Below are 13,376 nucleotides of genomic sequence, written 5' to 3'. Positions count from 1 at the left end.
ACCGAGTCGTGCCCGTCTACACCACGGTGCTGGCCGATTCGGAGACCCCTCTGAGCATTTACCGGCGCATCGCGCACGGCCGGCCCGGCGGATTCCTGCTGGAGTCGGCCCAGCACGGCGCCTGGAGCCGGTACTCCTTCATCGGCCGGAACCCGGTGGCCACGCTGACGGCCGACGCCGGCGGTGAACTCGTCTGGCTGGGCACGGTGCCCACCGGCGCGCCGACGTCCGGGGACCCGGTCGCCGCCGCCGACGAGCTGCTGCGCGTGCTGCGCAGCGAGCCACATCCGGATCTGCCGCCGATGATCTCCTCCCTGGTCGGGTATCTGGGCTGGGATGCGGTACGGCGCTTCGAGCGCTTGGGACCGGGGCCCGCCGCCGATGCCCCGATGCCGCTGTTGAGCCTGTCGATTCCCGGAGACGTGGTCATCTTCGACCACTACACCTCCGAGCTGACACTGGTGGCCAATGTCATCAACGTCGACGGGCTGGACACCGGCATCGAGGCAGCCCACGCCGGCGGCGTCGAACGTCTGCACGGACTGTTGGACGATCTGCGGGCACCGCTGCCGGCGAGCATCTCCCAGTGGAGCCCGGCGGACCCGGTCGTGACCACGACGACCACCCACGCAGACTACCTGGACTCCGTGCGCGAGGCCCAGCGCCGGATCGTCGACGGTGACATCTTCCAGGTCGTCATCGGTCAGCGCTTCACCACGGAGTGCCCCGCCGATCCCCTGGAGGTCTATCGTGCCCTGCGCCGGACCAATCCCAGCCCGTATATGTACCTGATGGACATCCCCGTGCCCGATGGGCCGTCGCTGGCGGTCGTCGGTTCCTCTCCCGAGGCGCTGGTGACCGTTGCCGACGGCCTGTTGTCGACCCACCCGATCGCGGGGTCGCGGCCGCGCGGTGCCACCGGTGCCCAGGACGCGGCGCTGGCGGCCGAGCTGTTGGCCGATGAGAAGGAACGTGCCGAGCACCTGATGCTGGTCGACCTGGCCCGCAACGACTTGTCGAAGGTGTGCGCCGCCGGCAGCGTCGACGTCACCCAGTTCATGGAGATCGAGCGCTTCAGCCACATCATGCACATCTCCTCGACCGTCACGGGCCGCCTGCGCGAAGGGCTGACCGGCATCGACGTGCTGCGCGCGACCTTCCCCGCCGGCACCCTCTCCGGGGCTCCGAAGCCGATGGCGCTGCAGATCATCGACGAACTCGAGCCGGTCGCCCGTGGCCTCTACGGCGGGGTTGTGGGGTATCTCTCGTTCAGTGGGAACCTCGATATGGCGATCGCAATCCGCACCGGAGTCATCAGACAGGGCCTCGTCCACGTCTACGCCGGTGGTGGAGTCGTCGCCGACTCGGTGCCGCAGGCCGAATACGAGGAATCACAGAACAAGGCCGCCGCCGTGCTGCGGGCGGCCGCGGCGGCAGCAGGACTGCAGGAGGACGTATGACCAAGGGCAGGGGGGTCCTGGCGCTGTTGGTGGCGGCGGGACTGATGTGGATCGTTGCGAGTCGGCCCTGGACACCGGCAGTCGTCGACAATGCGCAGACCATCGCCGGGGTGGCCGGGACCTCGACCAGCCAAGCCGGAACGTCGCCGCTGCTCATCGCCTGTGCTGCGATCGTGGCGGTGTGCGCACTCCTGCTGGCCCTGTTGCGCGGTTTCGGACGCCAGGTGATGGGCGTACTGGCGGGCCTGGCGGGCCTGGGTTTCGCCGCCGAGGCGATCGCCGTGCTCGCAGCCAGCGGCGCCACCGCGTGGCCCTGGGCGGGACTCGTCCTGGGCCTGCTCACAGCGGGGACCGCCGGTTGGGTCTGTGCTGCGGCCCGGACCTGGAAGACCAGTTCGCGCTATGAGCGCACGACGGTGGGCTCGGACCCCGATGATCCGGCCGCCACCTGGGACGCCCTGAGCCGTGGCGACGATCCCAGCGAGCGGGACTGATCGGTCCACATTCGGCGCCCGGCTTTTCGCTTCTGCAGCGGCGCGTGAAATAATGACCCCGTAGACCCCTGTGTAATTCTTTGGAGGAATGATGTCAGCTTTGGCCACCCGCAACGGTGCAACGGACCTCGACAAGTCGAGCATCGACTACGAGGCGATCCAGGACCCGGGAGAGGGCCACTCCATCGCCGGGTGGACGGGCACGACGATCATGCTCATCGGCACCATCGTCGGCGTGATCGGCAACCTGATCTTCAGCTGGCCCGTCTTCTGGGCCGGTGCGATCATCCTGGTCGTGGGCTTCGTGCTGGGCAACATCCTGAGCAAGGCCGGTTTGGGCGCCAAGCCCCACCACCACACGCTGAACCGCTGAGGGCGGCTGCGTTGACGGTACTCGACGACATCATCGTCGGCGTCCGCGCCGATCTTGCAGCCCGCCGCGCGGACCTCGGTCTGGCCGAGGTCCGCGCCCGTGCGCTCACCCGGGGCCCCGCCAGGATCCTGCGGCCCGGGCCCGGCCTGATCTGCGAGGTCAAACGCGCCTCCCCGTCCGCCGGCGCCCTTGCGGTCATCGACGATCCGGCTGCCCTGGCAGCGGCCTATGCGCGCGGGGGCGCCGCCGCGATCTCGGTCCTGACCGAACGCCGCAGGTTCCACGGCAGTCTGGCCGACCTCGACGCCGTGCGCGCAGCGGTGGACGTGCCGATCCTGCGCAAGGACTTCGTCGTCGACGAATACCAGGTCTATGAGACACGCGCCCACGACGCCGACCTCCTCCTGCTGATCGTCGCCGCGCTGAGCGACGACCAACTGTCCCATCTCTACGGACTGGGCCGCGAACTCGGCCTGACCGTACTGGTGGAGACGCATACGCCCGAGGAGATCGACAGGGCCTCCGCACTGGACCTCGACGGCGCTCTGCTGGGGGTCAATGTGCGCAATCTCAAGGATCTGAGCGTGGACACCGGACGATTCGCGCCCCTGGCGGCACTCGCGCCCACCGGCCCGGTGCTCGTCGCGGAATCCGGGGTCAGAACCGCTGCAGACGTCGCCGCCTACGCCACAGCCGGTGCGGGCCTCGTGCTCGTCGGCGAGGCCCTGGTCAAAGCGGGCGAACCGGCGGAGGCAGTGACCTCCTTCACCGCCGCTGCCCGGGCGTCGCACGGCTAGGACGCCAGGGCCCGCCCCCACCATCAACTGAGGAAAGTGACTCCCATGTCAGACACCGTGCCAGCGCCGACTCTGCCCAGTGGCCCGTATTTCGGGGACTTCGGCGGCCGGTTCATCCCCGAGGCCCTCGTCCCGGCCCTGGACGACATCGCAGAGGCTTGGCAGAAGTCCCTGGTCGACGATGAGTTCCAGGCCGAGCTCAAGCGCCTGCAACTGGACTACATCGGCCGGCCCAGTCTGCTCACCGAGGTTCCGCGGTTCGCTCAGCATGCGGGCGGTGCCCGGGTGTTCCTCAAACGCGAGGACCTCAACCACTCCGGCAGCCACAAGATCAACAATGCGATCGGCCAGGCTATGATCGCCAAGCGCCTGGGCAAGACGCGGCTGATCGCCGAGACCGGGGCGGGACAGCACGGGGTGGCCACGGCCACCGCCGCGGCCCTGTTCGGCCTCGAATGCACCGTGTACATGGGCTATGTCGACACCCAGCGCCAGGCCCTCAACGTGGCCCGGATGAGGTTCCTCGGCGCACAGGTGGTCGCCGTCGAGCAGGGCACCAAGGTGCTCAAGGACGCGATCAACGAGGCCATGCGCGACTGGGTGACGAATGTGGAGGACACCCACTACGTGCTCGGCACCGCCGCTGGCCCGCACCCCTTCCCGGCGATGGTCCGCAGTTTCCAGCAGGTCATCGGGACCGAGGCGAGGGCACAACTGGCCGCCATCACCGGGGGCCTGCCCGACGCCGTCTGCGCCTGTGTGGGCGGCGGCTCGAACGCGATCGGCTTGTTCTCCGCCTTCATCGACGAACCCACGGTGCGTCTCTACGGCTTCGAAGCCGGTGGCGAGGGCATCGAATCGGGCCGTCACGCGGCCAGGTTCGCCGGTGGGCGCCCCGGAGTGCTGCAGGGCGCGGCCAGTTATGTGCTGCAGGATGAAGACGGACAGACCCTGCCGTCCCATTCGATCTCCGCGGGGCTGGACTACACCTCGGTCGGCCCCGAGCACGCCCATCTGTTCGAAACCGGTCGGGCGACCTACGCCCCGATCATGGACGGCGAGGCGATGGACGCTATGCGGCTGTTGGCCCGCACCGAGGGAATCCTCCCGGCCATCGAGTCCTCACACGCCCTGGCCGGCGTCCTCAAGGTCGGCCGGGAGCTCGGTCCGGACGCCGTGATCGTCGCGAACCTCTCCGGGCGCGGCGATAAGGACATGACGACCGCTGCCACATGGTTCGACCTGATCGACGAAGGAGCACAGCAGCTATGAGCACGCCAATCGAAGGCGCCGCCGGTCCGACCCACCGTGGGCGGCGTACCGCCGAGACCCTCGACGCGGCCAGGGCCGCCGGCCGCACCGCGGGCCTGATCGGCTACCTGCCGGTGGGCTACCCCGATGTGCCGGGCTCACTGGAGGCGGTTCGCGAACTCGTCGCCGGCGGGGTCGACATCGTCGAGGTCGGGATGCCCTATTCGGATCCGGGGATGGACGGACCGGTCATCCAGGCCGCCTCGGAGGCCGCGCTGCGCGGCGGAGTGCGCACGCGCGATGTGTTCCGCGCCGTCGAAGCGGTGGCCGAGGCCGGCGGTACCGCCGTCGTCATGAGCTACTGGAACATCGTGCTGCAGTACGGGGTGGAGAACTTCGCACGCGATCTGGATTCCGCCGGCGGCGCCGGCATCGTCACCTCGGACCTGATCCCGGAGGAGGCCGGCGCCTGGACCGCGGCCAGCGACGCCTACGATCTCGACCGGATCTTCCTGGCAGCGCCGTCCTCGACGACCGAGCGGCTGGCCACGATCGTGGGAGCCCACCGCGGCTTCGTGTACGCGGCCTCGACCATGGGTGTGACCGGCACCAGGAGCAGCGTCGACACGCACGCCCGCGAATTGGTCGCCAGGGTCCGCACGGCCGGCGCTGCCCACGTGTGCGTTGGCCTGGGGGTCTCGAGCGCCGCACAGGCCGCCGAGGTCGCCGAGTACGCCGACGGAGTGATCGTCGGCTCGGCGCTGGTCAAGGCGCTGAGCAGTGGAGGACCGGCGGCCGTTGGAGCTTTGGCCCGCGAACTGGCGGAGGGAGTCGGGAGGTGAATCCGGCGGTGACGATCGCCATAGTCGCATGCGTCTTCGTCATCGCGGTGCTGGCGGGAGTGCTCCTGGCCCTGCGGCGGTCGAAAGCGGCAGCTGCCGCCGAGGACGCGGCCCTCGACGCGGCGGAGCGCCAGCAGGCGGCGCAGGGACCAGAGCTGGTCGGCTTCGGCCCGCAGACCTCCTCATTGCCGCAGATCACCCCGGAAATGCTGCAGCCCGGCGGCTCCACACAGGTTCCCGGCGGCGCGGCAGAGGACCCCGAGATATTCGGACAGCGTTCTTTTGGCTTTTTCGGAGCCGTCACCTCGGCTATCTCAATCGTCCCTCAGGTCGACCGTCTGCCGCAGTCCTCGAGACCGAATGATGAACCGTGAATTAGACATGAACGCGAATAGTTGTATCCTGGCCTCCCACATTTTTAAAATGTGACCTAGGGGACAGCGCCGTCCTCGCTTGTAGATGATTCGAGTGATTGGAGGACGGTGCTATGACTGGTGACCCCAGACCGTCTGTGCCCTTGTTCACGGATATGCCTGACAAGCAGGGACTGTACGATCCCGTGGCCGAACACGATGCCTGCGGCCTGGCGATGGTCGTGCGCTACCGGGGTGCGGCCGACCACCAGGTCGTCCAGCAGGCACTGACGGCGCTGCGCAATATGGAGCACCGCGGCGGCGTCGGCGGAGACGAGGGCACCGGTGATGGCGCCGGCATCACGGTCCAGATCCCACACGGCTTCTTCACCGACGTCGTCGACTTCGATCTGCCGGAGCCGGGCCACTACGCCGTCGGCACGGCCTTCCTCGACTCCGCGGATCCGGCCGCGGGCCAGGCGACGGTGACCAGTTTCGCCGAACAGGAGGGCCTGCGCATCCTCGGCTGGCGCGACGTCCCCGTGGTCCCCGACGTCGTCGGGCGCAGCGCCCGCGCCGTAATGCCGCAGTTCAAACAGGTATTCCTGGCCCTGGACCCGCGGATCCCGGTGACCTGCGATGAACACGGGAATCCGGCTCCCATGGAGCTGGAGCGCCGTGCCTGGGCCACCCGTAAGCGCTCCGAGCACTCGGGGGTGTACTTCCCCTCCCTGTCCAGTCGCACCCTGACATACAAGGGGATGTTGAGCACCGGCCAGCTGGCGCCCTTCTACCCGGACCTGGAGTCGGGCCGATTCATCTCCAAGATCGGCCTGGTCCACTCGCGGTTCTCCACGAACACCTTCCCGTCCTGGCCCCTGGCCCAGCCCTTCCACATGATCGCCCACAACGGCGAGATCAACACCGTGCGGGGAAATCGCAACTGGATGCGCGCCAGGGAGAGCCTGCTGTCCTCGGTCGAACTGGCCAGCCCCTGGTCGGACGGTTCGAACCGCGACCTGTCCCGGCTCTTCCCCATCGTCGATCCGGGTGGATCCGACTCCGCATCCTTCGACGAGGTCCTCGAACTGCTCGTGATGTCGGGCCGCTCGCTGCCCCACGCCATCATGATGATGATCCCAGAGGCGTGGCAGAACGATCCGCTGATGAGCGAACAGCGCCGGGCCTTCTACGAATACCACTCGATGCTCATGGAACCGTGGGACGGGCCCGCGTGCGTCGCGTTCACCGACGGCACCCTGGCCGGAGCCGTGCTCGACCGCAACGGCCTGCGTCCGGCCCGTTATGTGATGACCGAGGACACGATCGTACTGGCCAGCGAGGTTGGCGTCGTCGACCTGCCGGACGAGCAGATCGTCAAACGCGGCCGCCTCATGCCAGGGCGCATGTTCCTCATCGACACGGCAGCCGGCCGGGTCATCTCCGACACCGAGATCAAGAACGAACTCGCCACGGCCCAGCCCTACCGCGCCTGGCTCGACGATGCGGCGATCGACCTGGCCGACCTGCCCGACCGCGAACACGTCGTCCACCCGCAGAGCTCGGTGGAGCGCCGCCAGCGCACCTTCGGCTATACCGAGGAGGATCTGCGCCTGCTCATCGGCCCAATGGCGACCACCGCCGCCGAACCCCTGGGTGCGATGGGCTCCGACACCCCGATCGCCGCCTATGCACAGCGTCCCCGCCTGCTGTTCGACTACTTCGTGCAGAACTTCGCCCAGGTGACTAATCCGCCACTGGATGCGATCCGCGAACAGCTCGTGACCTCGCTGAAGTCCTCGACCGGCTCCGAGCACAACCTGCTCTCCGGCGGGCCGGAGCACACAGCACGCGTACTCCTGCCACACCCGGTGATCAACAACGACGAACTCGCGAAGTTCGAACACATGAGCCCCAAGCGGTTCGCCGGCCTGCGCTCGGCCCAGAGTCCGACGAAGGTGCTGCGCGGGCTCTACCGGCCCGGCGGCGGGGGAGTCAACCTGGCCCGCCGGATCGAGGAACTGTGCACCGAGGCCTCCCGCGCAGTGGCAGCCGGCGCCCAGTTCATCATCGTCTCCGATCGCGATTCGAATGCGGAATTCGCCCCGATCCCCTCCCTGCTGCTGACCTCGGCCGTCCACCAGCACCTGATCAGGGAGCGCACCAGGACCAGGGTCTCCATCATCGTGGAGGCCGGCGACGTTCGCGAGGTCCACCACGTCGCAACCCTCATCGCATTCGGCGCTTCGGCCGTCAACCCCTATTTGGCGATGGAATCGGCCGAGTACATGGTCAGGCAGGGCCGCCTGCCCGGCATCGACGAGGCCACCGCCGTCACCGGAGTGCTCAGGGCCCTGGGCAAGGGCCTGCTGAAGATCATGTCCAAGATGGGCATCTCGACAGTGCAGTCCTACCACGGGGCCCAGACCTTCGAAACCCTGGGCCTGAGCGAGGATTTCGTCGAACGCTACTTCACCGGCACCTCGGCCCGCCTGGGTGGCATGGGCGTGCAGGGAGTCGCCGCAGAGGTCGAGGCGCGCCACGGCGCGGCATATCCCGGCGAACACCCCAGACTGCAGGACCGGGTGCTCGAAACCGGCGGGGAATACCAGTGGCGCAGGGAGGGCCCGCCCCACCTGTTCAATCCGGAGACGGTCTTCAAGCTCCAGCACTCCACCCGCACCGGCCGGATGGACGTGTTCCGCGAATACACGAAGAAGGTCGACGACCAGGCCGCGGAGCTCATGACCCTGCGCGGGCTCTTCGACCTCAAGCCGGGACCGGACGGACCCATCCCCCTGGACGAGGTCGAATCGGTCTCCAGCATCGTGAAGCGCTTCTCGACCGGGGCGATGAGCTACGGCTCACTCTCGCAAGAGGCCCATGAGACCCTGGCGATCGCCATGAACCGCCTGGGCGCGAAGTCGAACACCGGCGAGGGCGGCGAGGACGCCGACCGGCTGATGGACCCCGAACGCCGCTCGGCGATCAAACAGGTCGCCTCCGGCCGCTTCGGCGTGACCAGCCTGTACCTGACGCAGGCCGACGACATCCAGATCAAGATGGCCCAGGGCGCCAAACCGGGCGAGGGCGGACAGCTCCCACCCTCGAAGGTCTACCCCTGGGTGGCCAGGACCCGCCATGCCACCCCCGGCGTCGGCCTGATCTCGCCGCCACCGCACCACGACATCTATTCGATCGAGGACCTGGCGCAGCTGATCTACGACCTCAAGCGGGCCAACCCCTCGGCCCGGGTCCACGTCAAACTGGTCTCGAGCGTGGGCGTGGGCACCGTCGCCTCCGGCGTGGCCAAGGCCGCAGCCGATGTCGTGCTGATCTCCGGCCACGACGGCGGGACCGGCGCCAGCCCGCTTAACTCCCTCAAGCACGCCGGCGCCCCATGGGAGCTGGGCCTGGCCGAGGCACAGCAGACCCTGCTGCTCAACGGGCTGCGCGAACGCGTTTCCGTCCAGGTCGACGGTCAGCTCAAGACCGGACGCGATGTCGTCATCGCCGCCCTGCTCGGCGCAGAGGAATTCGGCTTCGCAACGGCACCTCTGGTGGTCTCCGGATGCATTCTGATGCGCGTGTGTCACCGGGACACGTGTCCCGTGGGCGTGGCCACCCAGAACCCAGAACTGCGCTCGCGTTTCTCCGGCAAACCGGAGTTCGTCGTGAACTTCTTCGAATTCATCGCCCAGGAGGTCCGCGAGTATCTGGCCGAACTGGGCTTCCGGAGCCTCGACGAGGCAATCGGCCAGGTGGAGCGTCTCGATATGAAGAGGGCGATCGGGCACTGGAAGGCGCAGGGACTGGACCTGGGCGATGTGCTCCACGTCCCGCACACCATCGACGGTGCCGTCGCCGCGGTGCGCAAGCACACGACGGGGCAGAACCACCGGATCGAGGAGCACTTCGACCAGCAGTTCATGGCGGAGGTCGAACAAGCGCTGAAGACGCGCGAACCCGTGACGTTGACCGCCCATGCGACGAATGTGGATCGCTCGATCGGTACGCTGCTCGGACACACGGCGACCCTGTCCTGCGGGACAGAGGTCCTTCCCGAGGACCTCATCAGGGTCGAACTCGATGGCTACGCCGGCCAGTCCCTGGGCGCCTTCCTGCCGGCTGGAATCACCCTGCGACTGCGGGGTGACGCCAATGACTACGTCGGCAAGGGTCTGTCGGGGGGCACGATCGCGGTGGCGCCCGCTGCCGGAGTACGGGGCCTGCCACAGGAGAACGTCATCGCCGGCAATGTGATCGGATACGGTGCCACCGGTGGGCGTCTCTACCTGTCCGGACAGGTCGGTGAGCGCTTCCTGGTCCGCAATTCCGGGGCCACCGCAGTCGTCGAGGGCATCGGAGACCACGGGCTGGAGTACATGACCGGCGGAACCGCTGTGATCCTGGGTCCCGTCGGTCGGAACTTCGCCGCCGGGATGTCCGGCGGCACCGCCTATATGTTGGACTTCAATCCCGGTCGGATCAACGCGGCGGACAGGAGGGCCGGGAAATTCCAGCTCAGTGCGCTCTCGGACTCCGATGCGCTGTTCATCCGCGAGATCCTCGTGGCGCACGCGGATCGGACCGATTCCCCGCTGGCCGGCGGACTGCTGGACCAGCTCGAACGCGGCGAGGACGTGATGAGCCGCTTCACCAAGCTCGTTCCCGTCGACTACGCCAGTGTGCTGGAGATCCAGCAGATGTTCACCGGTTCCGGCCAGGACCCCGAGGGTGACGAGGCCTGGAACAAGATTCTGGAGGCTACTCATGGCTGATCCACGCGGATTCCTCAAGGTTCGCAACCGCGAACTGCCGTCCAAGCGACCCGTCGCACTGCGGTTGCTCGATTTCAAGGAGATCCCGACAGACCTCGGGGACTCCGCCTTCGTCGGGCAGGCCGGACGCTGTATGGACTGCGGCATCCCGTTCTGCCATCAGGGCTGCCCACTGGGCAACCTGATCCCCGAATGGAACGACGCGATGTACCGTGACGAGCTGCCGCGGGCGCTCAAACTCCTGCATGCGACGAACAACTTCCCGGAGTTCACGGGGCGGGCCTGCCCCGCACCGTGTGAGGACTCGTGCGTGTTGGGGATCAACCAGCCGCCGGTGACGATCAAGAACATCGAGGTCACGATCATCGATCGGGGCTTCGCCGCCGGCCTGGTCCGCCCGGAGACCCCCGAGCGGATCTCGGGTAAGACCGTGGCCGTCGTCGGTTCGGGACCCGCCGGCCTGGCCTGTGCCCAGCAGCTGACCCGGGCGGGGCACACCGTGGTCGTCTACGAGGCCGATGATCGGATCGGTGGCCTGCTGCGCTATGGCATCCCCGATTTCAAATTGGAGAAGCCCACCATCGACCGCAGGATCGAGCAGATGCGTGCCGAGGGCACCCGCTTCCGCACCGGGGTGCGGATCGGAACGGATATGTCCTGGTCCGACCTGCGCGAGCGCTTCGATGCGGTGTGCGTGTGCACGGGTGCGACGGTTCCCCGTGATCTGCCGGTGCCCGGCCGGGACCTGGCCGGAGTCGAGTACGCGATGGACTATCTGGTGCCGGTCAACCGGGCACAGCACGGTGACGAGGTCGACATCATCGACGCCAAGGGCAAGAACGTCATCGTCATCGGGGGCGGCGATACCGGATCGGACTGCCTGGGCACGGCACTGCGCCAGCAGGCGAAGTCCGTGACCACCCTCGCCATCGGCGCCCAGCCGCCGGTCGAGCGGCCGGCCGAACAGCCCTGGCCCACCACGCCGCGCGTCTTCGAGATCTCCTCGAGCCACGAGGAGGGCGGGACGCGCGAGTTCCTGGCCTCGACCGTGCGCTTCCTCGGCGATGACGCGGGCCACGTCCGTGCGGTCGAGGTTGCCGAAACCCAGTTCGTCGACGGCCGGCGGGTTCCCACCCCGGGGACCGAGCGGGAGATCCCGGCGGACCTGGTGCTCATTTCGATGGGCTTCACCGGTCCGCAGTTGCCGGCTGCGGAAACGGGCATCCGGTCACAGGGCAGTACCCTTGCCAGGGACGCTGCGTGGCAGAATCCGGCCGAGGGCGTCTTCGTCGCAGGTGATGCCGGGCGCGGGCAGTCGCTCATCGTCTGGGCGATCGCCGAGGGTCGTGCGGCGGCCGCCGCAATCGATCAGCACCTCACGGGTTCGACCCTGCTGCCGGCTCCCGTCACACCCGATCAGCAGGCATTGCGAGCCTGAGCGGGCGGACACGGATGGACCGGAGCGTATAGGGTTGAGCGTATGAGGCATGCAAAGATCGTGGCGACCCTGGGTCCCGCGCAGAAATCCTATGAGGACATCCGTGCCCTGATCGAGGAGGGGGTCAACGCCGCCAGGTTCAACTTCAGTCACGGCAGTCACGCCGACCATCAGCGGCTCTATGACTGGGTCCGCCGCGCCGCGGCGGACACCGGTCGCGCGGTTGCAGTGTTGGCGGACCTGCAGGGGCCGAAGATCCGACTGGAGACCTTCGCGCAGGACGCCCCGGTCGAACTGGTCAAGGGCCAGACCTTCACCATTACCACCAGGGACGTCCCCGGCAGCGCGGAGGTGGTGGGCACGACCTACCACGGCCTGCCGGGCGATGTGCAGATCGGCGATCCACTGCTGATCGACGATGGCCGGGTGCGCCTGCGCGCCGTGGAGGTCACCGATACCGATGTCGTCACCCAGGTGGAGATCCCCGGCCGGGTATCCGATCACAAGGGCATCAACCTGCCGGGTGTGCCGGTTTCGGTGCCGGCGATGAGCGAGAAGGACGTGGCGGACCTGCGCTTCGCCCTGAACATGGGCGCCGACTGGATCGCCCTCTCCTTCGTCCGGTCGCCGGAAGATGCGGACCGGGTGCGTTCGGTGATGGCCGAGGAGGGTATCACGGTGCCCATCATCGCCAAGATCGAGAAGCCGCAGGCGGTCGAGAACATCCGCTCGATCGTCGACGCCTTCGACGGCATCATGGTGGCCCGTGGCGATCTGGGCGTGGAACTGCCGCTCGAACAGGTGCCGATCGTGCAGAAGCAGACGGTGGAGCTGTGCCGCAGGCAGGCCAAGCCCGTGATCGTCGCCACCCAGATGCTCGAGTCGATGATCGGCGAACCCCGTCCCACCAGGGCCGAGGCCAGTGACTGCGCGAATGCGGTGCTCGACGGCGCCGACGCCCTGATGCTCTCGGGGGAGACCTCGGTGGGCGAATACTGGCTGGATTCGGTGCGCACCATGGCGCGGATCATCGAATCGACCGAAGACCACGGTCTGGACCGGGTACCCCCGTTGGGCACCGAGCCCCACACCAGGGGTGGTGCCATCACGGCTGCGGCGGTGCTCATCGCCAAGCAGCTGAACATCGGCGTGCTGTGCACGTTCACCCAGTCGGGTGATTCCGTGCGCCGAATGGCCAGGCTGCGGCCGCCACGGCCCATCCTCGCCTTCACCCCGACCGATCGGGTGCGCAATCAGCTGGCCCTGTCGTGGGGAGTTGTGGCCTTCAAGGTGGCCGCCGTTCACCACACCGATCAGATGGCCAAACAGCTCGATGCCGTACTGCTGGGGGAGGGCCTGGCAGAAGAGGGCCAGTACGTTGTATTGGTCGCGGGTTCTCCGCCCGGAATCATCGGTTCGACCAATGCCCTGCGGGTGCATCGGCTCGGCGACGCGGCCAAGGGGCTGGCGCCGGCGTATGACGATTCGCAGGTGACCTCGGAGGATCCGCTGGCCGGATACAAATAGGAGGCGCGAGAAAGGGGGCCTGCCCGGTTGGAAACAACCGGGCAGGCCCCCTCGTGTTCG

The 13,376-nt window shown here is 67.8% G+C and carries 10 protein-coding genes; all 10 read left to right on the top strand.

The genetic code is table 11. The features are described 5' to 3' along the window. Positions 1-8 precede the first annotated feature (8 nt). The 10 genes from trpE to pyk all read left to right on the top strand — a co-directional run bounded on the left by trpE (position 9) and on the right by pyk (position 13,316). On the top strand, positions 9-1,460 hold the full coding sequence (gene trpE / locus NQ036_RS01190; protein ID WP_373566571.1) for an anthranilate synthase component I: 1,452 nt from the start codon (positions 9-11) through the stop codon (positions 1,458-1,460). Continuing rightward, positions 1,457-1,954 (top strand): Trp biosynthesis-associated membrane protein, encoded by a 498-nt coding sequence (locus tag NQ036_RS01185; protein ID WP_257046418.1) that lies wholly within the window; start codon positions 1,457-1,459, stop codon positions 1,952-1,954. The genes trpE and NQ036_RS01185 overlap by 4 nt, the downstream gene beginning before the upstream one ends. Before the next feature lie 91 nt (positions 1,955-2,045). After that, on the top strand, positions 2,046-2,327 hold the full coding sequence (locus NQ036_RS01180) for an HGxxPAAW family protein (RefSeq protein ID WP_257056865.1): 282 nt from the start codon (positions 2,046-2,048) through the stop codon (positions 2,325-2,327). Between the two features lie 11 nt (positions 2,328-2,338). Continuing rightward, the gene (locus NQ036_RS01175; RefSeq protein WP_257046416.1) at positions 2,339-3,124 is read left to right on the top strand and encodes an indole-3-glycerol-phosphate synthase; all 786 of its coding nucleotides are present in this window, start codon (positions 2,339-2,341) and stop codon (positions 3,122-3,124) included. Positions 3,125-3,169: 45 nt separating this feature from the next. Then, positions 3,170-4,396, top strand: a complete 1,227-nt coding sequence (trpB, locus tag NQ036_RS01170; protein ID WP_257046415.1) for a tryptophan synthase subunit beta — start codon at positions 3,170-3,172, stop codon at positions 4,394-4,396. Continuing rightward, entirely contained in the window at positions 4,393-5,217 is an 825-nt protein-coding gene (gene trpA, locus NQ036_RS01165) for a tryptophan synthase subunit alpha (RefSeq protein WP_257046414.1), read from the top strand. Before trpB ends, trpA begins: the two co-directional genes overlap by 4 nt. An 8-nt stretch (positions 5,218-5,225) precedes the next feature. Continuing rightward, positions 5,226-5,591 carry a hypothetical protein gene (locus NQ036_RS01160; RefSeq protein WP_257046413.1) on the top strand — a complete coding sequence of 122 codons (366 nt, stop codon included), beginning with the start codon at positions 5,226-5,228 and terminating at the stop codon, positions 5,589-5,591. Between the two features lie 113 nt (positions 5,592-5,704). Next, entirely contained in the window at positions 5,705-10,351 is a 4,647-nt protein-coding gene (gltB, locus tag NQ036_RS01155) for a glutamate synthase large subunit (protein WP_373456812.1), read from the top strand. Further along, entirely contained in the window at positions 10,344-11,789 is a 1,446-nt protein-coding gene (locus NQ036_RS01150; protein ID WP_257046411.1) for a glutamate synthase subunit beta, read from the top strand. Before gltB ends, NQ036_RS01150 begins: the two co-directional genes overlap by 8 nt. Before the next feature lie 42 nt (positions 11,790-11,831). Continuing rightward, the gene (pyk, locus tag NQ036_RS01145) at positions 11,832-13,316 is read left to right on the top strand and encodes a pyruvate kinase (protein WP_257046410.1); all 1,485 of its coding nucleotides are present in this window, start codon (positions 11,832-11,834) and stop codon (positions 13,314-13,316) included. The last annotated feature ends 60 nt before the right edge of the window (positions 13,317-13,376 follow it).

The sequence above is a fragment of the Brevibacterium sp. 91QC2O2 genome (assembly GCF_024580695.1).
GTDB classification, from domain to species: Bacteria; Actinomycetota; Actinomycetes; order Actinomycetales; family Brevibacteriaceae; genus Brevibacterium; species Brevibacterium moorei.
The sequence above is the reverse complement of the archived record's forward strand: the minus strand, read 5'-3'. Positions and strand labels throughout refer to the sequence as shown.

Coding starts and splice junctions, on each gene's coding strand:
- NQ036_RS01185 (WP_257046418.1), top strand. CDS start 1,457: ATGACCAAGGGCAGGGGGGTCCTGGCGCTGTTGGTGGCGGCGGGACTG.
- NQ036_RS01180 (WP_257056865.1), top strand. CDS start 2,046: ATGTCAGCTTTGGCCACCCGCAACGGTGCAACGGACCTCGACAAGTCG.
- trpB (WP_257046415.1), top strand. CDS start 3,170: ATGTCAGACACCGTGCCAGCGCCGACTCTGCCCAGTGGCCCGTATTTC.
- trpA (WP_257046414.1), top strand. CDS start 4,393: ATGAGCACGCCAATCGAAGGCGCCGCCGGTCCGACCCACCGTGGGCGG.
- gltB (WP_373456812.1), top strand. CDS start 5,705: ATGACTGGTGACCCCAGACCGTCTGTGCCCTTGTTCACGGATATGCCT.
- NQ036_RS01150 (WP_257046411.1), top strand. CDS start 10,344: ATGGCTGATCCACGCGGATTCCTCAAGGTTCGCAACCGCGAACTGCCG.
- pyk (WP_257046410.1), top strand. CDS start 11,832: ATGAGGCATGCAAAGATCGTGGCGACCCTGGGTCCCGCGCAGAAATCC.